This is a genomic window from Paenibacillus amylolyticus (assembly GCF_047302515.1).
Classification (GTDB): Bacteria; Bacillota; Bacilli; order Paenibacillales; family Paenibacillaceae; genus Paenibacillus; species Paenibacillus amylolyticus_G.
Genome location: NZ_CP168019.1, coordinates 1,204,274 through 1,229,530, shown reverse-complemented (window position 1 = coordinate 1,229,530; position 25,257 = coordinate 1,204,274). Strand labels below are relative to the sequence as shown.

Genomic DNA, 25,257 nt, shown 5'->3' with positions numbered 1-25,257 from the left:
ATGGACTATTCGTTCTCGTGCACAATGGCATATTCATATCCCTGCTCCACCAAGAACATCTGACGGTTTAATGCAAACTCCTGTTCCTTACTATCCTCTGATACCAGCGCATAGAAATAGGCTTTGTTTTCTCCAGCTTTTGGTCTCAGAATTCTCCCCAAACGCTGTGCCTCTTCCTGCCTTGACCCGAAACTCCCGGATATCTCAAGCGCAACAGCAGCATCAGGCAAATCCACAGCAAAATTGGCAACCTTGGATACCACAATTGTTTTAATCTCTCCACGTCGAAAAGCGGCAAACCACTTGATTCGCTCTTGCTGTGACATGGTACCCGAGATCAGAGGTGCTTCAATTTCCCGGGCAATCAACTCAAGTTGATCCAGATATTGTCCAATCACTAGCGCAGGCAAATCCCGATGCCGTTCCAGCAAACGCTTAACTACACGTACCTTCGCCGGGTTCTCGGCAGCCAATCGAAATTGGTGCTTAACCTCGGCTCGCAGATAATTCGATCTTAGTTCTGGGGAAAACGGGATACGTATCTCCTGACATTGTACATCAGCAATCCACCCTTGCTGCTCCAGTTGTTTCCACGGCATATCATAGAGCTTTGGACCAATCAACGAAAACACATCCTGTTCACAGCCATCCTCTCGAACCAAGGTGGCCGTTAATCCCAGCCTTCGCGTAGCTTGAATATCCGCAGTTGCACGAAACACTGGTGCTGGCAGCAAATGTACTTCATCATATATGATCAGCCCCCATTGCCGCTCACTGAGCAGTTTGATGTGGGTAAAATCAGCATCCTTTGATTTCCGGTGTGTAAGAATCTGATATGTAGCTACAGTCACAGGTTTCACCTGTTTTTTCTGACCGGAATACTCACCAATCTGTTCGCTGGTAATCGTGGTTTTGTCTTGAATTTCCTGAATCCACTGTCGCACAGACGTTGTATTGGACGTTAAAATCAAGCATTCACATTGAAGCCGCTCCAGCACAGCCATGCCAATAACCGTTTTGCCTGCCCCGCAAGGAAGTACCAGTAAACCACTTCCTCCCATGCCCTCACTACCTTCGAATGCATCCACAGCCTCTCTCTGGTAAGAACGCAGCGCAAATCGCTCAGAGTGGTCCCCCGGATCGTTAGACCGCCAATCAAATGAAAGCTTGGTTCCCTCCCGATATCCCACGTAATCAAGTACGGGGTAACCCAATCGTGTTAATTCCCTTTTCAATAACCCTCGCTGTTCTCTTGGGAGCAGAAGTTCATGAGCATCCTTACGTTCCATGCGAAAGGCAGCTATTGTTTTCAATCCACTTAATTCATCCAGCAACCGCTCATCCTCACTGTAAAGGCGCATTCTGGTGTGATCTGCTTCGGAATGCAGCTTTAATTTGCCATACTGATCCATGATTCTCCGAACATCCTGTATCAGTGCAGCAGGCACGTTCCAGCGGGATACCAGCTCCAGACTTGCGATGACCTGATCTGCATTCCATCCCAGCGCAGCCGCATTCCAGAGCGATAACGGAGTGATTCGGTAAGTATGAAACGCTGCTGGTGTCTTAACCAGTTCTGAATACATCCCAAGCTGCTCTCTTGCTCTTTCGAATCCGGGGTGGCCAACTTCCAGCAAAACTGTAAAATCTCGCTGAACGATACAAGCATCTGTGCTTACCATATGTTCTGTTCCTTCCATGTGGAGCCTTCCTCCTATCACAAAAAAGTCCAGTTCCGGCAGCTTCCGAAAATGAACTACTTTAAGTGCACGTTCAAAAGTCTGGTTTTCAGTACAGAAAGTGGACTTTTTGAACAACATCTATAAAATCCACAAAAAAACATCCTGCCCATACCTCTGTATGAACAGGATGCCCCACTGCATCTAAAGTCATTCGGCTGTGTAACCCTTGGCCATGGCGATAAATAATCTCACGGCCGTCTGCATCGCGTCTTCATCAAAATCAAACATCGGATGATGATGCGGATAGATCGCATTTTTATCCGGGTTGCCTGCTCCAACAAACATAAAGCACCCTGGAACCTTCTGCAGATAATACGCGAAATCTTCCGCTGGCATCAGCATCGGGGATGCTTGCACTCGTTCTGCCCCAAATAATTCTGTAGCCTCTCTGAAGAAACGTGCTGTCTCTTGTTCATCATTCACCACAGGCGGATATCCCATAATATATTTCACTTGCGTCTCTGCCCCATAGGCTGCCCCTGTCTGGGCTACCATGGTAAGCACGCGCTCTTTCATCCCGTTTCGGGTCTCTTCATCAAATGTTCTTACCGTACCGCTCATTTTGCATTGCTCTGCAATTACATTCTGAGCAGAGCCCGCCTGCATTGTACCAATGGTCAGCACCGCGGGTTGCAATGGATCAACCGAACGACTGACAACGGTCTGAAGCTGCATCACAAGCGCAGAACCCGCGATAAGACTATCTATCGTCGATTGTGGCATCCCGCCATGTCCACCTTTGCCTTTGATCTCAATGTAAAAATCGTCCGCCGCCGCCATCATCGGTCCTGCCTTACTGGCAACAACACCTACAGGCAGCGGGGTCCACAGATGAATGCCATATATGACATCCACGCCTTCAAGCGCACCATCCGCAATGACCTGAACTGCACCGCCCGGCAGCAGTTCTTCTGCTGGCTGGAACAAAAAACGAATCTCGCCTTGGATCTCCTGCTTGTGACGGCTAAAATACAACGCCGTACCGAGCAAGATTGAGATATGACCATCGTGGCCGCATGCATGCATCGCTCCTGCTTGTTGTGACGCATACTCGATATTCTTCTCATCCTGAATTGGCAGTGCGTCCATGTCAGCTCGCAGCATGACGACAGGACCCGGCTTGTCCCCACGAATAGTACCGATGACCCCGTGACCACCAACATGACGCCTCACTTCAACGCCAAAACTCTCCAACATATCCGCTACAAAAGAAGATGTCTTCTCCTCATGAAAGGAAACCTCTGGATTGCGATGAAGGTGACGCCGCCATTCCACCATGTGGATCTGCAGATCTTCCCACCATATATTATTAGTCATGTCTCTCCACCCTTTCAATCTTAAACGGGACTTGGATCAAGCCCGAACCTTCCTCTTCAAACCTATTGCTGTATATTGTAGCAGAATTGGAAGAAAACCGATACGAAACGCCTTTGGAAAGCTTGCACGGGAAGGGGAAACATACTATCATGAACTAGAGAAATACTCGAGAAATTATACTCGGAAGCTTATGAGGAGGATCAAACGCTTATGATTTTTGAGAATACAGGCTTGGATGGCTTGAAGAGCGACTTGGCATACCTGGATGAGAGCGCCGAGAAAGTCGGATTTGTCCGGTGGCAATGGGAATATTACCGTGCTACATATGACTACAAAATTGAAGATGAACAAACCAACTCAGAATACTTTGTACGCATTAATACCCGCGCTGTGGGAGGCAAATTGGAAAAACCGGATACCGTTCTTGCTGTTGAAGCAGTATACCTTGGCAAAGCCACTTTCCCTCACGGCCTGGATTATGACTCTTCCGTTCCGCAACCAGTCGTGAAGCTGGCAGCCGAAAAATTACAGCAGCTTAAAGAACTGCTGGAAGCATAGGCTGGGCCAAACGATGAAACAACAAACGGCCCAAACGAAAACGAAGAGAGGCACGCCGGATTTTCAACTGCTAATCCTCACTTTATTGTTGGTGGGCTTTGGACTGGTGATGGTATTCAGCTCCAGTTCCAGCATTGCAATCGCAAGCGATAAATTTAACAATGATGCCCTTTACTTCACGAAAAAACAACTTATGTGGGCGATTATCGGTCTATTTGGCATGTTTTTTGCCATGAATATCCGCTTCAACAAGTACAAAAAGCTCTATGCACCCTTTTTCCTGCTCACTACGGTCATGCTGGTGATTGTTTTGATCTCAGGTGCAGTATTGAACGGTGCACGAAGCTGGATTCACATTTTTGGTTTCAGTCTTCAGCCTGCAGAGTTCGCGAAAATTGCTATCATTCTCTATCTCTCTGCTCTTATTACCAAAAAAGGTGAGAAATTCAGGGTTTTCAAGACAGGGTACGTTCCCGTCCTGTTTATCGTTGGATTCATCGCAGGGCTGATTATGCTGCAACCAGACTTCGGTACCACCTTCATTCTGGTGTCCACCTGTGGTCTCTTGATCTATGCCGGTGGAGCCAGTATGAAACATATCCTGGGTTCGATTCTCTTAGTTGTACTCGGTGGAGCACTGGCGTTCGGAGCGAACTCCCTGTTTTCTTCCATGTCTCCTTCCGACACAACGACTGCTGCAACAGCGGAGCAGAACTACAAGATCGGACGTATTCAAGCTTTCTTGAATCCATTATCCGATATTAATGGCGGAAGTCTTAACCTTTACCGTTCCCTTGTTGCCATTGGTGATGGCGGCATGACAGGTTCCGGGATTGGACAAGGTACGATGAAGCTGCATTATTTGCCAAACGCGTATAATGACTTTATTTTCTCCGTAATTGGGGAAGAACTCGGATTCATCGGAAGTGCATTATTCCTGCTGGTTTACCTGTACTTCATCTGGCGCGGAATTATTGTCTCTCTCCGCTGTCCCGATCCATTCGGAACATTGGTTGGCATAGGTATCATGGGACTGATCGCGATTCAGGCATTTATCAACATTGGTGGTGTAACTCAGACCATTCCGGTGACGGGGGTCACGCTTCCATTTATCAGTTATGGGGGTACCTCACTCTTTGTGATGATGGTTGCTATGGGCATTCTGCTCAGTATCTCACGTACTAACAATCTGGACGTGATCAAGGAAGAGAAAACGAAGTCCGTGACTGTACAGACACAGACTCGTACCTCTCCTGCTCTTCGTTCACGGGAGTCCATCCGTCGGATTCGATAAAAAAAGCAACACAAAAAGGCTGTGCACCCAATGGATGCGCAGCCTTTTTCTGTGTACTGAATAAACTCTGTCTATCAAGATGAAGAACAGGTCAATAACGCTCTGTCCTCCATTGCGGATTGCGATTTCTACAGATCGTCGCCTTTGAAAGATACGCCTTCTACCTTTACATTGACTTCAACCACGCGTAATCCGGTCATGGTCTCTACCGCTTCTCTTACATTCTGCTGAAGCATACGGGAAACTTCATGAATCGGGGTTTCGTACAGGACGATGATGCGCAGGTCAATGGCTGCTTCCAGCTGGCCGACCTCAACGCTCACGCCTTTCTGTACGTTTTTACCGCTGAGTCGCTTCGCCCAGCCCTCTGACAATCCTCCAGACATTGCGGCAATTCCGGGTGTTTCCATTGCAGCCATTCCGGCAATTTTTGCAACCACGTCATCGGCAATCCGGATGTTTCCGCTCTCCAGTTGAAGTTGTTCTGCCATGCCACATCCTCCTTCACTTCGTTACTCGTATTTTAAATCCTTTCCACCCCAAAAAGCAAATTAAACTCAAAAAGATGCGTTTACAACCTACCACCATTTGGTTATATTGAAATATGAAAATAATCTCATAAGCGATTTACAATGCAATTCAAAACAAAATAATTTATAACCGAGGTGTTTGTTGTGAGAAACCGGATTTCATCCATTTTGCTGATTGCGTTCTTTGCACTCAGTGCCATCGCCCACTACTTGAAATGGGATTCGATTCTACAGTTCGTGATATCAGCCATTTCGGTTATTTTTGTGGCCGGTTTTTTAGGCAAAGCCACCGAAAATGTAGCCCACTACGCCGGACAGCGGCTAGGTGGATTCTTGAATGCCACCTTCGGCAATGCTGCGGAATTGATCATCGCCATTTTCCTCGTCAAAGAGGGACTCTTCGACATGGTCAAAGCTAGTCTGACAGGTTCTATCATCGGAAATCTGTTGTTAGTGCTCGGGTTAAGTATTTTTGCCGGAGGACTCAAGTTCAAAATTCAGAATTATAATGTTTCACTTGCAGGTCTGAATGGTTCCCTGATGATTGTTGCCATCATTGCCCTGTTTATTCCGGCAGTCTTTCTCAATACACATTCCATTACACAGAAAGACACCAATACACTTAGTCTCATCGTGGCCGGATTGCTCATCCTCGCGTATATTGCGTGGTTGCTATTCTCCATGGTGACACATAAGAACTACCTTGCAGACGTCACTGAGGATCGCGATGAAGAGCTACCTCATGAGCATGCTCCGGCGTGGTCCAAGAAAAAATCCATTCTCTACCTGGTGCTCGCAACAGTCATGGTTGCCTTCGTTAGTGAATGGCTGGTCGGGACGCTCGAAGTATTCACTTCAGAATTTGGACTTAGCGAACTGTTTGTCGGTGCATTCCTTGTGGCCATCATCGGTAATGCGGCCGAACACAGTGCAGCCATCATGCTTGCCATGAAAAATAAAATTGGAGCCGCCGTTGAAATTGCGGTTGGCAGCAGCTTGCAGATCGCACTCTTCGTTGCTCCTGTACTGATTTTTGTCAGCTACTTCACAGGCAGAACCATGGATATCGTATTCACAACGATTGAACTGGTCGCCATCGGCGTATCCGTATTTATTGCAAAATCCATTACCCAAGATGGTTCAACGAATTGGTACGAAGGTTTACTCCTGCTCGTGGTATATATCATACTCGGTGTTTCCTTCTTCCTGGTGTAACCAGGCCCTCACGTAGCGATTAAAATAAACAAGCCACAAGAGGCAGCCCGAATTTACATTCGGTGCTGTCTCTTTGTTTGTATACGCCTTCCGGCTGGTTGTATCCCCATCCCGTTCAGACGCACAAAAAAAGCATGCATAAACGCCTGCATGCCTTCTATTCTGACCCGCACATTCGCAGGCTATTGCTCATTCTTCTTGTTCAAGGCTTCATATAAAATTGCCAAATTCCGCTCAAGCGCGCTAACCAGCTGCTTACCTGCACCTTCTGGAAGGAGCCCTGCACGAACAGCAAAATCAACTTCTTTGGAGAACCCATACATCTGTGTATCCAATACTTCCTCATAGAGAGGGCAGTAGCGGGTAGCCAGATTCTCCATCTGTACTTCAATAAGCTTCTGTATTTTATCTGCATCTTCTTGAAGAAGACTGATCGCTTTCAAACTCAGCTGGTCCTGCAGATCAGATGAAGTCATGCATTTTTCCCCCCTATGTCCCAAAAATCGCGTAAAGACGTTCTACCTCTAATATTAGACGAAATGAAGAGCTAATACAAGAACCTGACCAAAATAAGCCCGCAAAGTTAAGCCTTTTGTTGAAGCTTAATCCACCTGTTCCAGCCACGACCAAACGAGTATTCAGATCATTCCATGCCAAAAAACACCCCTGCCAAAAAAGGCAAAGGTGCTTCTTGAGAGCTATTACTCAGATGCGATGCTTACATTCAGTCCATGCTTGGCAAATACTTCTGACATGGCTGCTTTTGCTTCAACTGCATCTGGACCATGAACATGTAGTTCATAGCTGTGCGTGCTGATCAGCGTTGTAAACAATCCGAGAATACTTTTCACATCGATATACTTGTTCTCCGAATGAAGCACGATTGAAGAAGTAAACTTGCCTGCTGTTTGAGCAATTTCTACTACAGCCGCGTTATTACTCGACATAGGAATCCCTCCGTCTTTTTACTATTGGTATCATCTATTAATTACCACTACATGATACCGTGAATCCGCTTTCCTAGCAACAGCAAAATCCTGTTCCTACTTCAAACGGTCCGGATTCAAGCATTCCAGCTCAGGAATGACAAAGATACCGTCTTTACGAATCAGCACATCGTCAAAATAAATCTCCCCGCCGCCATAATCCGGACGCTGGATCAATACGAGATCCCAGTGGATAGACGAGCGGTTGCCATTGTCGGTTTCTTCATACGCCTGACCTGGCGTAAAGTGTAAGCTGCCTGCGATTTTTTCATCGAACAGGATATCTTTCATCGGATGAAGAATATGCGGGTTAAATCCAATCGCGAATTCACCAATATGACGAGCACCCTCATCCGAATTCAAGATTTCATTCAAACGCTCTGTATCGTTACTTGTCGCTTCAACAATTTTGCCATCCTTGAACGTGAACTTGATATTTTCAAAAGTCACTCCATTGTACAAGGTTGGCGAGTTATAACTAATCGTTCCGTTCACGGAATTACGCACAGGGGCACTGTACACTTCGCCATCCGGGATATTTTTTTGGCCAGAACATTTCTCTGCACCGATATCTTTAATGGAGAAGCTCAGCTCTGTTCCTGGTCCGGTGATACGAACTTTGTCCGTCCGCTTCATCAGGTTAGCAAGCGAGTCCTGCGCTTTGTCCATTTTGGCGTAATCCAGGTTACATACGTCGAAGTAGAAATCTTCGAACGCTTCTGTACTTGTATTGGCGAGTTGCGCCATACTTGCGTTAGGGTAACGAAGTACAACCCATTTCGTATGTTTGACACGTTGTTCACTATGTACCGGGTGGGAGTACAATGAATTGTACATTTTCATTTTTTCTTCCGGCACATCGGACAGATCATTCACATTTTCTCCCGCACGAATACCGATATAACAATCCATCTGTTTCATACGGTTCAGATCAATCTCTGCCCATGTTTTCATCATTTCTTCTGTGGCATTTTTCAGCATCGCACGCTGTACGGTTTTATCGGTCAACTGTACAAAGACGTTACCACCTTTTTTGCCCACCTCTTCAATAATGGCGTTAATCAGATCACGTTCCGATCCAATCATCTCAACCAATACATTTTCACCAGGCTGTACATCTACTGAATAGCCCACCAGGTTTGCTGCAAGCTTTTGAATTCTTGGGTCTTTCATCTTGGTAAAATCCTCCTGTCATCTGCCATACTTGAATTGAACAACGGTAAATTACGATACTATTGTAGCACGCGAACAGTCCTCCCGTCAGCAGGCAGTCCCTCACTTCGTTTATTGATATGATTTGAAGTTTACATCGGTGACAAGGGCTTCTTTGTTACTTTTACGGTTGTTGTCTGTGTAACTCATCTGACTCTCAGAGGATAAGCGAAGAGGCAGACTGCTCTTCCGATCTACCGTGAGATGATATACCGTCTGCACGCTCGCTTGTTTCATCATCTGTTGCATCGTGGTTTCACCCTGTTTCCAAACTTTCTCCAGATCCTTCTCAAGCTTCTCCTTACGCGCCCCTTTCACCGTAGCTGCCTTATGCATATATTCTGCCCGAATGGCGTTCATCTCGTCGTTTAGCTGGGTTACAGCCCATGATTTGGCGTCTTCCGGTGCAAGTTCAATCCGTAATGTTCTGGTTCGACGACCAGCACCATACTCGGATTGAATGGTTTTGTGCATCCCATCGATCTTCTCCAATTGGGCAATTGGATTAAAACGAGAAAGAGACCCACGCAGCGGCTCATGCTGCGCTGACAATGCCATCCATTGCCCTTGTTTCCGCTCGAAAGAGGCGCTAAACCCACTGGGCTGTCCATTATTTTTTACGGCAGTTGTTTGAATGCCTGTCCCCACAGCAGTTACTTCTCCAGGTAATCGGGTCTGAAGGGTCAGACGATCATGATTCTCCAGCTTACCTTCAAACTTGAACTGATTCTCGAACAGCCCACTGTTCTCCCGTCGAAGTCCTGCCTCTCCTTCAAAACTCAACGTTTCTTTTCCCGCTATCCCGGATAAGGCCAAGGAAAAAACCTCTTCAGGCGTTTGATCTCGCTGGATTAATCCACAACCCGGAACACCAATAATCACGATGCTCACAAATAACCATAATGTACGTACCGAATGGCGGTTAAACATGTCTATCTTCACCCTTCCGTGAACTTTCTCCATAGATTGCCCCGCCCGTATACGCTTATACTTCCTTCTATACACATCTTAATCTGCGATGCACAAAAAAAAGAGAACGACTCCGCAATTGGAATTGTTCTCTCTTAACGTGTTACATCCTGTTCCTCTACAACGATTCTGTTCCGACCACCATTCTTGGCGCTGTACAAAGCCATATCAGCCCGATAAAACAAGGACTCTACACTGACCTTTTCATCCATCCAATTCCACTCTGCGATGCCACTGGATACCGTAACGGGCGGTCTGGTTTCTTCTGCGACTCTCTTTCGAATCACTTCCGCATAATCTAACGCCTGCCTTACACTCACCTGTGGCATATAGATCGCCAGTTCTTCTCCACCCCATCTGGCGCAGACATCCTCCGAGCGAACAGAGCTGGTGACGATCTCACTCACTTGCTTTAATACTTGATCCCCCGTCTGGTGTCCGAATGTGTCATTCACCTGTTTGAACTGATCAATATCCACCACAATGAGGGAGCCACAGAATTCATGAGCCTGTCGCTCGTGAATCACACTGTCCAGATAATGCCTCACGTACAGGCCTGTCAACATATCCAGATTAGCCAAGCGCCGAACCTCGGCATGCAGCGTGGCATTTGACAGGGCAAGCCCGATATGAATGGATAACATCTGCAAGAGCCGATAGTTATCATATGAAAAGTAGTGCTCTCTACTATGTCCCAGCAAAATGGCACCCTTCACTTCACCATTGACTCGGATCGGTGATGCAATCAGTGACATGGATCCCGTATCTTCCATGAAAAAGGAGGACACTTTATCAAATTGCGCATAATTGGCTATAATAAGTGGTTCCTCTGTTCGATACACCAAACCTGCGATACCGTAATCTACAGAAAAGGATTGGTGAAAAACATCTTTCACGTTAGATGACATGACTTCGAAGTCATTGGTACTGTCATTGAGTTGGAGAATGCAACACGTTTCAGCCTGGAATATTTCCTTTAACTCTTGCTCGGATAGTTGATAAATCTCCGAAAGATGCAGACTCTTGTTCAACCGCTGTGTAAGATCATTAATTAAACGAAGTTCCTGAATTAACATATTGGATTGTTCATGCAACTTGGCGTTCTCAAAGGCCGTCCCTGCAGTGTCTACCATCATCGTAATCAATTGCAAGTCCGATTCTTCCATAATCTCTTCATTCATTTCGATATGGAACACACCGTATATGCCTTGTTTGCCTTTCAGCGGAATCCCTACATCTACAATGCGGTTCTCTGCATCATGTGAGCGAGCAACGATCAGCTTACCTTCCATAAATGAACGCACACAAATATCTTCTCCTTGCTCGTGGACAAGCAACGGTTTAATCCGTGGATCAGAGTTGCTCTGATCCTGAGACATATACAATTTGATATAAGTCGCCGGGTACAAGTAGTCCATACTGTCAAATACCTCATCCAATATGGCATCGACATCCATTTTGTCATGCATTCGCTGAACAATCTGAAAGAGAATGGACCTCCGGTGTTCCTCACGAGCTGTTTGTTCATGAGCATGTAACAGGTCCGTCATAAATATGTATTCGAATCTTCGGTAAAAGCAGGTGCGATAATGCAATGCCTCAGATTGAACCACAGCTTCAGACGTTTCATATCCATTGGATTCATAGATCACAGCAGTGAATACGGCAAACATATCCTTGTTAGTTCTGGAGAATAAGGGATGTGTTATGATAAGATATTCTCCGTGTTCGCTTGTCCCTTTAAGGGACAGGACCTGTCTCTTATCCAAACATTCCAATACCAGCCTGCGTGCATTTACGCCCGGATCAGCTTCATGATCGCTATCGTATCCTATGCAATCACCTTCCGTATTCCACACGCTGTAAAAGGTTGATGGTCTGGCCAGCCTTGAACCCACTCTGGAGTTCCAGTCACTGTACGCCTGCTCTAGCAAGCTGCCCAAATATGAAAAATCAAAAGGTGTGATATCCATTTTTTGCATCCACAACACATGCTCTTCATGAGAATGAGGAGCGGCAAAAGATGCGGAATCGCCCGAACTTCGTGAATTCAAGCTGGCAGGTAAACTTCTTAGATGTTCTAACATGTCAGGCGCTCCTTTGCACCGTTTTTGCATCCACCAGGATGCATTAATCTGCAGACGTTATCGCAAACCTGCAAATTCGTTGCGATAACCTTGTTACATAAAGATGATTTAAAGTTAAGATACAATCTATTTTACTCTGTTTAAACCATTTTTGCATCCATATTTCAGAAAATTGTCCCATTATTTTAGGCCCAATGACCTATCGACAAATTTAGACGTTTTTTTGCTTTTATTCTACGCTTGACTTTGTTTCTCTTAAACTGTAATATAAATTGTTGATGAAGACTACTAATGGGTCTTTAAATTTGGGCATTACCGGTTGTGTCACCCTCATTCTTTTTGTTGCTTTCAGGACAGCGGCTGAACTTTCCTGATCGTTCTATGCGTGGCCAAGCCCGCATCAACAAATTGGAGCGCAAACAGAGCCCTAATATGAACTTTAACTAAAAAGGAGCTACTTTAAACATGGCACGTTACACTGGTCCTAAATTTAAATTGAGCCGTCGCCTCGGCATTTCCCTTAGCGGAACAGGCAAAGAATTGAAACGTCCTTTCCCTCCAGGTCAGCACGGAGCTAACCAACGCAGAAAAATCAGCAACTACGGTATGCAATTGCAAGAAAAACAAAAATTGCGCCACATGTACGGTTTGGGCGAGAAGCAATTCCGCACACTGTTCTCTAAAGCTCAAAAAATGCAAGGTATTGCCGGTGAGAACTTCATGTTCTTGCTTGAGTGCCGCCTTGACAACCTCGTTTACCGCCTTGGGTTTGCTAACTCCCGCGCTGGAGCGCGTCAGTTGGTAGCACATGGTCACGTAACTGTAAACGGTAAAAAAGTCGATATCGCTTCTTACCAAGTAAGCACTGGCGATGTAATCGGCTTGCGTGAGAAGAGCCGCGCCCTTTCTTCCATTAAAGAAGCTTTGGAAGGCCGTTCGCATCTTCCAGCATACGTTGAATACAACGAAGCAGCTGTAGAAGGTAAATTCATCCGCTTGCCTGAGCGTGCTGAATTGTCCCAAGACATCGATGAAAAACAAATCGTCGAGTTCTACAACCGTTAATCGTTGCAATCACATTAAAGTTTCACTCCAGACAGCTGTCGAGATTTTCTCGGCAGCTGTTTTTCTATGCTTTTTTTTAATTATCTTCATTATAGGAACGTAAATAACGATATAAAATATAGACTCCCTTCAGGAGATGCACACATCCATATATACATCACAAGAATGACATCGAGGGGGATTAAAACATGCATTTTTTTCGCAATCGCAAGCTCGCTGTTAAGCTTGGACTTTTACTCGGGATCGTATTACTCTGTTGTATTGGAGCCCTGATTGCATTTAATACCAAATCCATTTACGACAAAAGCCTCCAGTACGGCGAAACCGTTGCTGGACAGGCAGCAAACCGGGCTACAAATGAGTTTATGACTGACATTAATCAGGTGAAAAACACGTTGGACACCATGAGTACCACGTTATTGGATGCCGCTCAGAACGGATCACTCAACCGTGAAGAAGTCGTCAGACTCCTTGAACAATATCTGAAGAAGGACGAGAAAGTTTTTGGCTTTTATACGGGCTGGGAACCAAATGCCTTTGATGGAAACGATGCGGAGCACATCAACAAAAAAGAATATGATGATGCTACGGGTCGATTCGTTCCATACGTTATACGTGATGGCAACTCCCTGCATTTTGAGCCTATGCCTACTTATGAGGGAAGCGGTGAAACTAGTACTTACTATCAGCAGCCAAAGAAAACCAAATCCATCTATTGGTCCGAACCTGTTACCTACACGGTTGGCGGAAAAGAAACACTGCTCGTTTCGATTGTCCTCCCTCTATTAGATGAAAACAAAAATTTTCTAGGCATTGTTGGGGCCGACTTTACCATTGATCGTTTTCAACAAAATATAGCATCACTTAATCCGGATCAGGGTTATGCCATGCTTATTACTAGTGAAGGACAGATTGCTGCACACGGCTCCAAACCGGAACTGGCTAATGAAGGTGCCGTAATTCCATCTGAAATGAGACAGTCATTCAGCGTATACAGTCTGGCGAGTCTCAGTTTTACGCTACAGACCCTCAAGTAGGGGAAGAACTGTTTATTGCCGAGCCTGCCAAGTTACAAGGAACAGATTCAAACTGGTACCTTGTATCGGCGCTGCCAAAGAGCCATATCCTTCAACCCTTCTATGACAGCTTGAACTGGTCCATACTGATTGCCGCAATGGCAGTACTTCTGCTTGCAAGTGTGGTTACCTACACCATCATCTCCATTGTTAGACAGTTGAATCAAGTTAATATCGTCGCTGGACAGCTGGCTGGCGGAGATTTGACACAAAAGTTACCTGTACGATCCAAAGATGAATTTGGCATCATGGCGGGTCATATGAATCAGATGATGGATACCCTACGTCATACCATATCGGTTATATCCGAACATGCTTTATCTGTCGGCTCCACCTCTCAACAGTTGACCGCAGGTGCCGAAGAAACAGGTAAAGCAGCCGAACTGATTGCATTAACAGGAGTCGAACTTGCAGATAAAGCAGGTAAACAGGTGCAGGAGCTGCAAGAGTCCTCCCGTTCCATGAATGAAATATCTGCAGGGATCGGAAGAATTGCAAAGGCCGCCTCCGATGTATCGGATTCATCGCGAGCTGTGGCTGAGCGAACAACTGTTGGAACCGATAAGATTCAGTCCGCCATGCGTATGGTTGATAGTGCCACTTCTTCTGTGCAGACGTCGATGACCGCACTGGAGAATTTCCGCCAACGTTCGGAAGAGATTGGCCATATTACAGGCATGATCACGGAAGTTAGCCGTCAAACCAACCTACTTGCACTTAATGCTTCCATTGAAGCATCGCGAGCAGGTGAAAACGGGCGCGGGTTCGGTGTTGTTGCTTCCGAGATTCGTAATCTGGCTGAACAATCCAGAGTATCAGCAGCGCAGATTGCAGCGTTAATTCATAGCGTTCAGCAAGAGGTCCTTTCTCTCGTTGAAAATATGGAACATGGGAATGCCGAGGTGAGCCATATAGCGGAAGTGATTAATGAAAGTGGTGAACTATTCCTCTCGATTTCATCACAGATTTCAGATGTTAATGAGCAGATTGAGCATGTCTCAGCCATTGCGCAGCAGATGTCAGCTGGATCACAACAGGTTGATGCCACGTTAGTGCAACTCAAAACCATTGGTCATGAGACAGCAGATCATGCAACTCGTGTTGCCTCTGCCTCTGAGGAACAACTCGCATCCATGGAAGAGATTACGGCGGCATCTGCCTCACTGGCTAATCTTACCCAGGAACTATTAGAGCTGATTCAACGCTTCAAAACCTAATGTAGAAGACCTCCAATACGACTAATCATTCAGGTCACCCTATGCACCTCAGCATGGAGGTGGCCTGCTTATTTTGGCTTACAACTCATGAAATGTGCTTCAATATCGCATGATATATAGCATAAAGCATGGCAGAATGGCAAATTTCGACCATTACTTGTATTTCTCAGGCATGCAAACCCGCCTTTTTATGCTATAATAAGTGCTGTTAAAAGGAGGAAGACACTGAATGGTTGATGTTAATAAGAAAAAGCCCGATGAACAGCCTGTACGCAAACGCAGCTTTGCCCGCAGACTGGGAAGTTTCGTCAAATGGATGGTTGTCCTTGGATTTATGGGGGCACTATTTGTAGGCGGTGCTTTGATGGGATACGTCAGTTCCATTGTGAAAGACGAGCCTGTCCGTTCAAGGGCCCTGATTGAACAAAAAGTCAGCGAAAACTCCATCACAGGCTTTGCTTACTTTGCCGACGGCAGTCCGATCGGTCAATTACGTACGGAAGAAGACAGGCGTCCGGTCACTACGGACCAAATCCCACAGAAGGTTATTGATGCTGTCATTTCGATTGAAGACAATCATTTTTACGAACATAAAGGTGTAGACATGAGCGGAACACTACGTGCCGTGAAACAGAAAGTGCTGAAAGAATCAGTACAAACCGGCGGTAGTACACTGACTCAGCAATTGGCGCGTCGTGTGTTTTTGAATCTGGATCGCACGGAAGATCGGAAAGTGAAAGAAATTTTGCTCTCACTCCGACTCGAACGTTTCCTGACCAAAGACGAGATTATGACAGCCTATCTGAACAAAGTTCCTTTTGGTAATGGTTCCAGCGGATACAACGTTTACGGAATCAAAGCGGCCGCCAAAGGTTTGTTCAATATTAACGATCTAGAAAAAATCAACATCGCTCAAGCGGCCTATCTTGCTGGATTGCCACAACTCCCCTCCTCTTACTCCGCTTTTAACGGTAAAGGTGATTTTGTAGAGGAGAATTTTGACCGCGCAATCAACCGTCAGCATCTGGTACTGCGCCGTATGCTTGAACTGGGCAAAATCAATCAGTCCGAGTATGACAAAGCTCTTGCTTTTGATATCAAAAGCGCACTCGCTCCGAAGACCATCAAGGCTTACAACACTTATCCATATCTTATGATGGAAACGGAACGACAAGCTGCACAGATTTTGATGAAACAGTTGAATTCCGACACAGCTGAATCTACAGACAAAGCTACGGATGCAGACACACCTCAGAAGGAAAGCAGTGCTTTATTAGAGGAAGCTCAGACGCAACTGCGGACAGGTGGATATCGTATATACACGACCATCAACAAAAGTATCTACAAAACGATGCGTACCATTGCGGAAGATGACAGCAATTTCTCAGCAGATGATCCTGTCAAAGGAAAAGAACAAACTGCTGCGATGCTGATTAATCACAAAACCGGTGCTATTCTGGGCATGATTGAGGGACGGGATTTCCAGGATGAACAGATGAACTACGCAACGCAGATGATACGCCAGCCAGGTTCAACGATGAAACCTATAGCCGCTTATCTTCCTGCGCTAGATGAAGGTCTTGTTCAGCCAGCTTCAATTATTGATGACTCACCGATCATTCTCAAGAATGGTCCGAGCGGCTACCACATTGCCAAGAATGCCAACAACCGGTATCAGGGACTGGTCACTGCCCGCAGAGCACTGAATTATTCTCTTAATATACCGGCTCTGAAGTTGTTTAATGAAGAAGTAGGGATCGAGAAGGCTTGGACCTTCGCCAAGAAATTGGGGATTACTACCATTCAGAAAGAAGACTATCAGGCTCAGACCGGTGTTCTCGGAGGTCTCCAATACGGTGTAACCGTTGAAGAATTAACCAGTGCCTATGGTGCTATCGCCAATAATGGTGTATATAACGATTCTTACATGATTAGCAAAATTGTAGATTCCAAAGGAAACATCGTTTATAAACATGATACTGAACCTGTCCAAGCCTTCTCGGAGCAGACAGCATACCTGATGACCGATATGCTGCGGACGGTTATTACAGAAGGAACGGCAGATAAAGTACGTGAAAATTACAAGTATTCCAAGAGTGTGCCAATCGTAGGTAAAACAGGTTCCACTCAAAACTACGCAGATGTGTGGTTTGAAGGTTATACACCAGATGTCACACTTGGCGTGTGGGTTGGATACAAACAGCCCGTGAATACGCTGGAAAGTAAATCACAGAGAAAACGTGCGCAGCAACTGTGGTCGAAAATCCTGAACGAAGTGATCGATACGCAAAAAGATCTGTTCGTTACGGATTCGTTCAAAAAACCGTCTGGCATCGAAACACGCACGGTGTCTGCATATAGTGGCAAGTTGCCAACATCCATGACTGATAAATTTGTTACGGATATTTTCAACAGCAAGTTTGTTCCGAAGGATAGCGATGACGGTGTAGCCAAAGCCAAATACATTACTTACAATGGTGTAAACTATATTCCGCGTGACGGAACACCTTCGGACATGTTGAAGGAAAAAACAGTAATCAAGCGTAAAAAACCAATCTCGGATCTCATCAAAGAATTGCAAAATGCATTCTCACGTATGAGTCGACATGAGTCACTTGCTTATTATCTTCCTGAAGATGCTGGTGCAGACATGCCAACACAAATTGATCCAAGGACAGATAACGGCAAAGCTCCTGATGCACCAGGCAACGTACGCATTTCAACCTCAGGTGAGAGAGCTGTCATTACATTTAATGCCACACCTGAAAATGATGTCGTGGGTTATCGTCTGTACCGTTCTGTAAACGGTGGAGGATTCCAGAACCAGGGCCAGGTTGTCCTGACTGGTGAATCCAGATCATTCTCTGCATATGCAGCGCAAGGCGGTAACTTCGCCTTCTATGTAACGGCAGTGGATGTTGCAGGCAGAGAATCTGCTCCTAGCGCTACAGTAAATAGTGCTGGTGTAGCTCCCCCTGTCGAAGAAGAGATTGATGAACCGATTGAAGTTCCAGGTACAGTCGTTACGCCGGGAGAAACGCAGACCGATAATACAACAACGACAGCCCCAGGCACACCTGGTCAAGTCAGCGTATCTGCCCTCACGCAAGGACTGCGTATTCAATGGGCGGCCAGTCCAAACGCAGATAGTTATACTGTATATTACAGTGAAACAGGCTCGGCTCCTTATACCAAAATTGGAACAACAGCGGGAAATACCATGGATTATGGAGTACCCGCATCGACTAGTGGATGGTTCAAGGTATCTGCCAGCAACAGTGCGGGTGAATCCGAACCTTCTGCAGCCCTACATTTTCAACCCTGATTCAGGCATAGCGTTCCAAAACAAGCCGCATCCTCAGACTGTATCTGAGTTTGCGGCTTTTTATTTGTATTTACAGCAGCCAAAAAGCCTGCTTCATGCCATTGGCATAAAGCAGGCTTTTACAATCCATTTTAATGGGTAGAGTCACTGTATTTGGCTTCGTAGAGTATTAACTTCTCCCCACTACTCAATGTATCGGTATCGATAGCACCACATTGATGATCCTAGCATTGTCGCGTTAGTCTTCAATGGTGGATAGATCTCCTGTTGGCAGATCAAGCTCCCAGGCTTTCAGGACACGGCGCATGATCTTGCCGGAACGTGTCTTGGGCAGTTTATCCTTAAACTCAATCTCACGCGGAGCAGCGTGGGCAGACAGGCCCTCTTTGACAAAACGATAGATCTCTTCTTTCAGCTCCGGTGTCGCCTCATATCCTTCACGAAGCGCCACAAAGGCCTTGATGATCTCCCCACGTGTCACATCCGGCTTACCGATTACACCCGCCTCTGCTACCGCAGGATGCTCCACAAGCTTGCTCTCCACCTCAAAGGGGCCGATACGCTCGCCTGACGAATTAATCACATCATCAATACGTCCCTGGAACCAGAAATATCCTTCTTCATCCATATAAGCGGAGTCACCGGATACATACCAGCCCGTAAGCCTGAAATACTCCTCGTATTTCACAGGGTTATTCCAGATCTTCGCCATCATGGATGGCCAAGGTGTCCGTATGGCCAGATTACCCATACTGTATGGCGGCAATTCCTGCCCACGATCATCAATAATCGCTGCTTCGATTCCAGGCAACGGACGTCCCATGGAGCCAGGTTTGATCGGCATTCCGGGATAGTTACAGATCAGCTGAGCACCTGTTTCCGTCATCCACCATGTATCATGAATTCGTTGACCATAGGCTTTCCATCCCCAACGAACAACCTCCGGATTGAGCGGTTCACCAACAGACATGACATGACGCAGACTGCTCAGATCATGCTGGGCAATGGTCTCTTCTCCCGCTCCCATCAGCATACGGAAGGCCGTTGGTGCACTGTACCAGATCGTGACTTTGTTCTTCTGGATGGTGCTGTACCAATCTTGAGGACTGAAACGCCCACCCCGTATCACATTGGTCACTCCGTTGAGCCATGGAGCAAAGATACCGTAAGAGGTCCCTGTCACCCAACCAGGGTCAGCAGTGCACCAGTACACATCATCCTCACGTAAATCCAGAACAACCTTACCTGTATAATAGTGCTGAATCATGGCATTTTGAACATGGTACACCCCTTTAGGTTTACCCGTAGAGCCTGAGGTATAATGAATAAGCAAACCATCCTCACGATTCAGCCACTCTACTTCCATCTCATCCGAAGCGGCAGACATCTCTGCATCAAAATCGATGAGTCCTTCTTCAGTCTGCGCGCCCCCACCCACAATAAATATATGTTTGAGTTCGGGCAATTCGGAACGTTTGATGCGTTTCAGTAATTCCGGAGTGGTGACCAGTGCTACTGCTCCGCTATCCTCCAGCCGATCCTTCACAGCCGTTTCCATAAAAGCTTCGAACAACGGGCCCGCGATAGCTCCAGCTTTCAATATACCCAGGAGACTAAAATACAGTTCAGGACTTCGAGGCATAAAAATAAACACCCGTTCCCCTTTGGCTATGCCATATTTGCGGAGAACGTTCCCGAACCGACTCGACTGTTCACTCAGATCAGCAAAAGTATAGGCCTCTTCACGTGAAGCATCGCTATACAATAAAGCGGTTTTTCCGCCCCTTCCTTCCAGTACATGACGATCAATCGCTTCATGCGCCATGTTTACTTTTCCGCTGGCGTGCCACGTAAAGTGCCTTTCCACCGATTCCCAATCGAACCGGCTTCTCGCCTCCGTGTAATCGCCCAGATTAGATTCAGACACAACCGTTTGCAGCATCTCACCATGTGCTTGACTCATGCTTGCCAGCCTCCTTCAACTCGACATTTCGATTCCCGTTAGGGGTCACTTCTCATTGCCTTTGTGTTGACTGAACTTCCAGTTAGCGCTTACATTAGTAGAGAGAACTTCTCATCATGTACTTGCTCGGCCAAACAGATGTTAACTATACTGTATTGAATTGTGAACATTTTTTGTCTACGCAATTATAGCAAATCTTTTCAATTGTCGTCTATGGCTTTTCAATTTTTTGGATTTTTGCTATAAGTAGGGGGAGAGGAGCATGAACCATGGAACATATCAAAGAACATCATATGCGTTCCATCTTCAAGTCCGGCCACCGAATTACAATTGAAGGCCCCGTGCAGGCCGAGGAGATAACACGTCTTGCCTTCCATCCGGATCTGGATGCCTTTCGGCGCCCAACGGAGCAGCAGGAAGCTCTGGCCGAGATCGCAGCGTTGCCTGAAGGGCGAATTATTATTGCACATGAAAATGAAACGATTATCGGCTATGTAACCTTTCACTATGCGGATGATTGTGAACGCTGGTCCGAGGGTAATATGACTGATCTGATTGAGCTTGGGGCAATCGAGGTTGCGGACGACTATCGCTCGCTTGGCATTGGACGTGAGATGTTACTTACCGCTTTGGAAGATAAATACATGGAGAACTACATTATTTTCACCACAGAATATTATTGGCATTGGGATCTGAAGGGCAGCGGACTAAACGTATGGGATTATCGCAAAATGATGGAGAGACTGATGGAAACGATCGACATGACCTGGTATGCAACAGACGACCCCGAAATCTGTTCACATCCTGCGAACTGTTTGATGGTACGTATCGGAAGTCAGGTGCCCATCACATCGGAAGAACAGTTTGATCGTGTACGCTTCCGCCATCGGTTCATGTACTAATTCGATGATCTGTTCGAAAAACGATATACATAACAAAACCGCCTCTCGCAGCGTTGCTCCATACCTCATGGAACAGCTAATCGAAGGGCGGTTTTTCAAGTAACTGTCATTACATATTTTCTAACATATGCTCCACAATACGATGTGAACGCTGCGAAGATTCCACGGTAAATTCAGCAAAGTTAACATGCGCCGAACCATCCGCTTTATCTGACATCCCACGCAGGACAACAAATGGTACACGATTCATGTAACAGACCTGAGCAACTGCTGCCCCTTCCATCTCGGCACATGCACCGTCCATTTCGGTATATAACATGTTAACTGTATCTTTATTCGCAATAAATTGGTCTCCAGATAACACTTTACCGATCAGGTAATTGGCTCCCTGTGCTTTACACGCTTCTTCAGCCAGTGTAATAAGCGAAGCCTCGGCAGGGAATGCAGATGTCTCCTGGTAAGGAATAACCCCGCGTGCGAACCCCAGTGGCGTTACATCCATGTCGTGCTGAACACATACAGACGATATAACCATATCTCCAATGTTCAGCTCCGGGTTAACTGCACCCGCAACACCTGTGAAGATAATCCGATTAACCTGAAAACGATCAATCAAGATCTGCGTTGTAACCGCTGCATTTACTTTACCTACGCCGGATTTGCACACGACAATATGCTTGCCCAGCCACTCGCCCGCAACGTATGTAATTCCGGTTTGTTTGACCGTCTCAAGCTGCTTCATACCTGCCAGCAAAAGCTCGACTTCCTCATCCATCGCTCCGATAATACCAATCGTTTCACTCACCTTCTGATACCCCCTGTTTTCATTTTTAAACTAATTCAGCACAAAAGCTCCGTCTCCGGAGCTTTCGCATATCCACTATGTAGAGAGAATGACTTCTCCCTTACTGTATATAATCCCGATTAAACTACATCTGCGTGACTTACAGACAGACGAAGAATCGTTTCATGCGGCAAAATAACCCGTGGGTTCTCCACATTTTCTTTCTTCATCAACTTGGTCAGCAAACGCATCGCTACTGCGCCAAGGTCGTACATTGGCTGAGCCACTGTTGTCAACTGAGGACGCACCATGGAAGCCATACGGATGTTATCCACACTAATAATGGAGAAGTCATCCGGTACTTTCAGACCGTCATCCTGAATGCTGTGAATGGCACCAATGGCCATTTCATCTGTAGCAGCAAAGATAGCTGATGGTTTTTTCTTGAGTCCAAGGAAATATTTCATTGCTTCCACACCGGATTCATATCGATAGTTACCGATTCGAACAAGATCCTCCTGGTATTCAATCCCCGCTGCTTCCAGTGCTTTTTTGTAACCTTGGAAACGGGCATATCCATTCGCCGGATCTTGCAGTGTACCACTGATCATCGCAATTTCCTTGTGTCCATGACGAATCAGGGTGTTTACCGCATCAAACGCAGCCGCCTCATGGTCAATATCCACCGAAGGGAATGTGCCCTTCTCATCACTTGTTGCACAAAGTACGATCGGCACAGCCGCAGACTGGAACGCCTGAATGTGTTCGTCCGTTACTGTTCCGCCCATGAAGAGCAGTCCGTCTACTTGTTTTTCGAGCAACGTGTTAATAACACGAATTTCTTTTTCTTTCTTCTTATCTGCATTACACAAAATAATATTGTAGTGATACATATTCGCAATATCTTCAATTCCGCGGGCAATCTCCGCGAAGGTTGAGTTCGAAATATCTGGAATAACGACCCCGACCGTGGTTGTCTTCTTGCTTGCCAGACCTCTGGCTACCGCATTCGGACGATATCCCAACCGTTCGATGGCTTCATATACTTTTTTCCGCGTTTGCGGTTTGACATTAGGGTTATTATTAACTACCCGTGATACCGTTGCCATAGACACTCCAGCTTCACGTGCCACATCATAAATGGTTACCGTCACAGTACTTCTCTCCATTACCAGTAAATTTTCATACCATTTTCATTAAGATTTATATTACGACAAATTTTTGCATTAATCAATTAAAATAGGCTTTAGGACTCACTCAAAACATTCGTAAGTGTGGTTCTAGTAATATCTGAATGGGAAGTATGCCATACAGGAATTCCCTTTTTGATCAGGATCGCCTGTGGAGATTCGTGCTTAACACCCAGCTTGTCTGCTGCTTCATTCGATACCGGGCGATCTTCCACAACATAGATGATGCCATATTTCACTTGTTCATTGGCATTGTTAAGCAAATAATCGTTCATCTCCTGATAAGCGTTTGAGCTGATCGGACAGCGCGTGCTATGCTTAAACAGAAGCAAGGGTTGATCCTTGGTAGCCTCCACTGCGGAGTTTAGCTGTTCAATACTTGTCATTTTAGTCATGTCAGCCATTAGATATACATCCCCCTTTACCAGGAATACCGCTAAGTTGAGCGTTTTCACTCTTCGATATCTTAACAAAAAGTGCGCGAAAAAGCCAATTTTCATGAAAACAAGCATTTTACACGTCAAAATTAGACAGCATTTGAGAAGTACTCCTGCCACACAAATCCGGATAATTGACTTAATCTGCGCTCCGTGGTCTCCATCCACGCTGCATCACCAGACTTCGTTGCGTAACCCATAATGTCCAGCAACAGATTGATACGTTCCTCCACTGCTTGCTGCATTCGATGCTCCATCTCCCGATCAGTCGCATCCGGCCAGGTCAGCAGTAGCTCATGAAACAGGTCTGCCAATTCATTACGTTCACCAAAAGATACGTCTTGCTTCACGGGTTGTTCACCCAATGTGTTAATGCATTCTGTTAGGTCCGGCTTGACCGGCGGAAGCACTTCGTATGATACACAGTCTGTACACGCAAATACAGGTACGTTTCGAATCTCTACTTTTTTGGCGTATACCACTGTTCTTAATTCCAACTCCATTACATGTCCACATCTGCACGACTTGCGCACCACCATCACCTCATTCGTTCTATACTCTATATAAGTACCATTCGACCTATTTCGGCTCAAATCCTGCTATAAACGAAAGGTTGCACAAATTACCACTCCCTCCAGTTGAAGGTTGTCGAATGCAGGCAGTTACTGACTTGTAATCGCTTCCTCCAAACTGAACATGCACTTCCATGAAGTCCCTTGGAGAATCTGTTACAATTAAAGACGCAACAGACCTAATCACCGCAAAAAGGAGAGATGGACATGAGATTAACCGGTAAAAAAGTCATCGCTCTGGTCGATGAAGAATTCGAGGATTTGGAATTGTGGTACCCTGTACATCGGGTTCGTGAAGAAGGTGCAGAAGTGCATCTTGCTGGAGAGAAAAAAGGAAAAACCTATATTGGCAAATACGGTGTGCCTGCTGAAGCCGAATACAGTTTCGATGAACTCGACAGTTCAGATTACGATGGCATTCTCGTGCCAGGCGGCTGGGCGCCAGACAAGCTGCGTCGTTATCCCAAAGTACTGGAGCTTGTAAAGGAAATGAATGCAGACCGGAAACCGATAGGACAGATCTGTCATGCGGGCTGGGTGCTAATTTCTGCCAAAATTCTGGACGGGGTTACAGTAACCTCTACACCAGGCATTCGGGATGACATGGAAAATGCAGGTGCTATCTGGAAAGACGAAGCGGTAGTTGTTGATGGACATATCATCTCAGCACGCCGTCCGCCTGACCTCCCCCCTTATGGCAAGGCATTCTGTGATGCACTCGCTGACAAATAAAAACAACCCCATTGTGCTCTCATGCACAGTGGGGTTATTTTATATAACAAGATTTACAACAAATAATTATCACAAATGTAAATA

22 protein-coding genes are annotated in these 25,257 nt (G+C 46.0%); 9 read left to right on the top strand and 13 right to left on the bottom strand.

The window, feature by feature from the left end:
• Positions 1–5: 5 nt before the first annotated feature.
• The gene (locus ACDJ59_RS05390; RefSeq protein WP_413407893.1) at positions 6–1,700 is read right to left on the bottom strand and encodes a DNA repair helicase XPB; all 1,695 of its coding nucleotides are present in this window, start codon (positions 1,698–1,700) and stop codon (positions 6–8) included.
• Positions 1,701–1,889: 189 nt separating this feature from the next.
• Complete coding sequence (locus ACDJ59_RS05385) at positions 1,890–3,059, bottom strand: M20 family metallopeptidase (RefSeq protein ID WP_076318910.1); 1,170 nt, start codon at positions 3,057–3,059, stop codon at positions 1,890–1,892.
• Positions 3,060–3,269: 210 nt separating this feature from the next.
• Here ACDJ59_RS05385 and ACDJ59_RS05380 point away from each other — a divergent pair, with 210 nt between their 5' ends.
• Complete coding sequence (locus ACDJ59_RS05380) at positions 3,270–3,617, top strand: YugN family protein (protein ID WP_413407892.1); 348 nt, start codon at positions 3,270–3,272, stop codon at positions 3,615–3,617.
• A 13-nt stretch (positions 3,618–3,630) separates the two neighbouring features.
• A complete protein-coding gene (gene ftsW / locus ACDJ59_RS05375) occupies positions 3,631–4,911 on the top strand; it encodes a putative lipid II flippase FtsW (protein ID WP_413407891.1) in 1,281 nt (426 codons plus the stop codon).
• A gap of 128 nt (positions 4,912–5,039) precedes the next feature.
• On the opposite strand, the gene ACDJ59_RS05370 is transcribed toward ftsW, so the two are convergent.
• Complete coding sequence (locus ACDJ59_RS05370) at positions 5,040–5,402, bottom strand: Asp23/Gls24 family envelope stress response protein (protein ID WP_017687428.1); 363 nt, start codon at positions 5,400–5,402, stop codon at positions 5,040–5,042.
• A 183-nt stretch (positions 5,403–5,585) separates the two neighbouring features.
• Here ACDJ59_RS05370 and cax point away from each other — a divergent pair, with 183 nt between their 5' ends.
• Entirely contained in the window at positions 5,586–6,656 is a 1,071-nt protein-coding gene (gene cax, locus ACDJ59_RS05365; protein ID WP_036674882.1) for a calcium/proton exchanger, read from the top strand.
• A 182-nt stretch (positions 6,657–6,838) separates the two neighbouring features.
• On the opposite strand, the gene ACDJ59_RS05360 is transcribed toward cax, so the two are convergent.
• From ACDJ59_RS05360 to ACDJ59_RS05340, 5 genes are all read right to left on the bottom strand, one after another.
• A complete protein-coding gene (locus ACDJ59_RS05360) occupies positions 6,839–7,132 on the bottom strand; it encodes a YlaN family protein (protein WP_036614657.1) in 294 nt (97 codons plus the stop codon).
• Between the two features lie 225 nt (positions 7,133–7,357).
• Positions 7,358–7,603 carry an HPr family phosphocarrier protein gene (locus ACDJ59_RS05355; protein WP_036614658.1) on the bottom strand — a complete coding sequence of 82 codons (246 nt, stop codon included), beginning with the start codon at positions 7,601–7,603 and terminating at the stop codon, positions 7,358–7,360.
• A gap of 96 nt (positions 7,604–7,699) precedes the next feature.
• Complete coding sequence (locus ACDJ59_RS05350) at positions 7,700–8,815, bottom strand: aminopeptidase (RefSeq protein WP_076328038.1); 1,116 nt, start codon at positions 8,813–8,815, stop codon at positions 7,700–7,702.
• 111 nt (positions 8,816–8,926) lie between these two features.
• Entirely contained in the window at positions 8,927–9,817 is an 891-nt protein-coding gene (locus tag ACDJ59_RS05345; RefSeq protein WP_076250858.1) for a hypothetical protein, read from the bottom strand.
• Positions 9,818–9,918: 101 nt separating this feature from the next.
• Complete coding sequence (locus ACDJ59_RS05340) at positions 9,919–11,910, bottom strand: diguanylate cyclase (protein ID WP_413407889.1); 1,992 nt, start codon at positions 11,908–11,910, stop codon at positions 9,919–9,921.
• Positions 11,911–12,375: 465 nt separating this feature from the next.
• Here ACDJ59_RS05340 and rpsD point away from each other — a divergent pair, with 465 nt between their 5' ends.
• The 4 genes from rpsD (at position 12,376) to ACDJ59_RS05320 (ending at position 18,593) form a co-directional block, all read left to right on the top strand.
• A complete protein-coding gene (gene rpsD, locus ACDJ59_RS05335) occupies positions 12,376–12,975 on the top strand; it encodes a 30S ribosomal protein S4 (RefSeq protein ID WP_017687421.1) in 600 nt (199 codons plus the stop codon).
• A gap of 188 nt (positions 12,976–13,163) precedes the next feature.
• Entirely contained in the window at positions 13,164–14,012 is an 849-nt protein-coding gene (locus tag ACDJ59_RS05330; protein WP_413407888.1) for a cache domain-containing protein, read from the top strand.
• Positions 14,013–14,122: 110 nt separating this feature from the next.
• A complete protein-coding gene (locus ACDJ59_RS05325; RefSeq protein WP_413407887.1) occupies positions 14,123–15,268 on the top strand; it encodes a methyl-accepting chemotaxis protein in 1,146 nt (381 codons plus the stop codon).
• Positions 15,269–15,497: 229 nt separating this feature from the next.
• Positions 15,498–18,593, top strand: a complete 3,096-nt coding sequence (locus ACDJ59_RS05320) for a transglycosylase domain-containing protein (RefSeq protein ID WP_413407886.1) — start codon at positions 15,498–15,500, stop codon at positions 18,591–18,593.
• A gap of 238 nt (positions 18,594–18,831) precedes the next feature.
• Here the strand turns inward: ACDJ59_RS05320 and acsA are convergent, their stop codons facing one another.
• A complete protein-coding gene (gene acsA, locus ACDJ59_RS05315; protein ID WP_413407885.1) occupies positions 18,832–20,556 on the bottom strand; it encodes an acetate--CoA ligase in 1,725 nt (574 codons plus the stop codon).
• A gap of 269 nt (positions 20,557–20,825) precedes the next feature.
• On the opposite strand from acsA, the gene ACDJ59_RS05310 reads away from it, so the two are divergent.
• Complete coding sequence (locus tag ACDJ59_RS05310; RefSeq protein WP_413407884.1) at positions 20,826–21,458, top strand: GNAT family N-acetyltransferase; 633 nt, start codon at positions 20,826–20,828, stop codon at positions 21,456–21,458.
• A gap of 109 nt (positions 21,459–21,567) precedes the next feature.
• Here the strand turns inward: ACDJ59_RS05310 and ACDJ59_RS05305 are convergent, their stop codons facing one another.
• The 4 genes from ACDJ59_RS05305 to ACDJ59_RS05290 form a co-directional block, all read right to left on the bottom strand.
• Complete coding sequence (locus ACDJ59_RS05305) at positions 21,568–22,263, bottom strand: 5'-methylthioadenosine/adenosylhomocysteine nucleosidase (protein ID WP_340017938.1); 696 nt, start codon at positions 22,261–22,263, stop codon at positions 21,568–21,570.
• 119 nt (positions 22,264–22,382) lie between these two features.
• On the bottom strand, positions 22,383–23,396 hold the full coding sequence (gene ccpA / locus ACDJ59_RS05300) for a catabolite control protein A (RefSeq protein WP_036614690.1): 1,014 nt from the start codon (positions 23,394–23,396) through the stop codon (positions 22,383–22,385).
• A gap of 92 nt (positions 23,397–23,488) precedes the next feature.
• The gene (ytxJ, locus tag ACDJ59_RS05295) at positions 23,489–23,836 is read right to left on the bottom strand and encodes a bacillithiol system redox-active protein YtxJ (RefSeq protein ID WP_036674876.1); all 348 of its coding nucleotides are present in this window, start codon (positions 23,834–23,836) and stop codon (positions 23,489–23,491) included.
• Between the two features lie 122 nt (positions 23,837–23,958).
• A complete protein-coding gene (locus tag ACDJ59_RS05290) occupies positions 23,959–24,372 on the bottom strand; it encodes a hypothetical protein (protein WP_413407883.1) in 414 nt (137 codons plus the stop codon).
• 276 nt (positions 24,373–24,648) lie between these two features.
• On the opposite strand from ACDJ59_RS05290, the gene ACDJ59_RS05285 reads away from it, so the two are divergent.
• Entirely contained in the window at positions 24,649–25,173 is a 525-nt protein-coding gene (locus ACDJ59_RS05285) for a type 1 glutamine amidotransferase domain-containing protein (RefSeq protein ID WP_036674874.1), read from the top strand.
• Positions 25,174–25,257: the final 84 nt, after the last annotated feature.

Excerpts from the sequence above, each read along its gene's own strand:
- ACDJ59_RS05390 (WP_413407893.1), bottom strand. The coding sequence starts at position 1,700 with ATGGAAGGAACAGAACATATGGTAAGCACAGATGCTTGTATCGTTCAG.
- ACDJ59_RS05385 (WP_076318910.1), bottom strand. The coding sequence starts at position 3,059 with ATGACTAATAATATATGGTGGGAAGATCTGCAGATCCACATGGTGGAA.
- ACDJ59_RS05380 (WP_413407892.1), top strand. The coding sequence starts at position 3,270 with ATGATTTTTGAGAATACAGGCTTGGATGGCTTGAAGAGCGACTTGGCA.
- ftsW (WP_413407891.1), top strand. The coding sequence starts at position 3,631 with ATGAAACAACAAACGGCCCAAACGAAAACGAAGAGAGGCACGCCGGAT.
- ACDJ59_RS05370 (WP_017687428.1), bottom strand. The coding sequence starts at position 5,402 with ATGGCAGAACAACTTCAACTGGAGAGCGGAAACATCCGGATTGCCGAT.
- ACDJ59_RS05360 (WP_036614657.1), bottom strand. The coding sequence starts at position 7,132 with ATGACTTCATCTGATCTGCAGGACCAGCTGAGTTTGAAAGCGATCAGT.
- ACDJ59_RS05355 (WP_036614658.1), bottom strand. The coding sequence starts at position 7,603 with ATGTCGAGTAATAACGCGGCTGTAGTAGAAATTGCTCAAACAGCAGGC.
- ACDJ59_RS05350 (WP_076328038.1), bottom strand. The coding sequence starts at position 8,815 with ATGAAAGACCCAAGAATTCAAAAGCTTGCAGCAAACCTGGTGGGCTAT.
- ACDJ59_RS05345 (WP_076250858.1), bottom strand. The coding sequence starts at position 9,817 with ATGGAGAAAGTTCACGGAAGGGTGAAGATAGACATGTTTAACCGCCAT.
- ACDJ59_RS05340 (WP_413407889.1), bottom strand. The coding sequence starts at position 11,910 with ATGTTAGAACATCTAAGAAGTTTACCTGCCAGCTTGAATTCACGAAGT.
- rpsD (WP_017687421.1), top strand. The coding sequence starts at position 12,376 with ATGGCACGTTACACTGGTCCTAAATTTAAATTGAGCCGTCGCCTCGGC.
- ACDJ59_RS05330 (WP_413407888.1), top strand. The coding sequence starts at position 13,164 with ATGCATTTTTTTCGCAATCGCAAGCTCGCTGTTAAGCTTGGACTTTTA.
- ACDJ59_RS05320 (WP_413407886.1), top strand. The coding sequence starts at position 15,498 with ATGGTTGATGTTAATAAGAAAAAGCCCGATGAACAGCCTGTACGCAAA.
- acsA (WP_413407885.1), bottom strand. The coding sequence starts at position 20,556 with ATGAGTCAAGCACATGGTGAGATGCTGCAAACGGTTGTGTCTGAATCT.
- ACDJ59_RS05310 (WP_413407884.1), top strand. The coding sequence starts at position 20,826 with ATGGAACATATCAAAGAACATCATATGCGTTCCATCTTCAAGTCCGGC.
- ytxJ (WP_036674876.1), bottom strand. The coding sequence starts at position 23,836 with ATGGCTGACATGACTAAAATGACAAGTATTGAACAGCTAAACTCCGCA.
- ACDJ59_RS05290 (WP_413407883.1), bottom strand. The coding sequence starts at position 24,372 with ATGGAGTTGGAATTAAGAACAGTGGTATACGCCAAAAAAGTAGAGATT.
- ACDJ59_RS05285 (WP_036674874.1), top strand. The coding sequence starts at position 24,649 with ATGAGATTAACCGGTAAAAAAGTCATCGCTCTGGTCGATGAAGAATTC.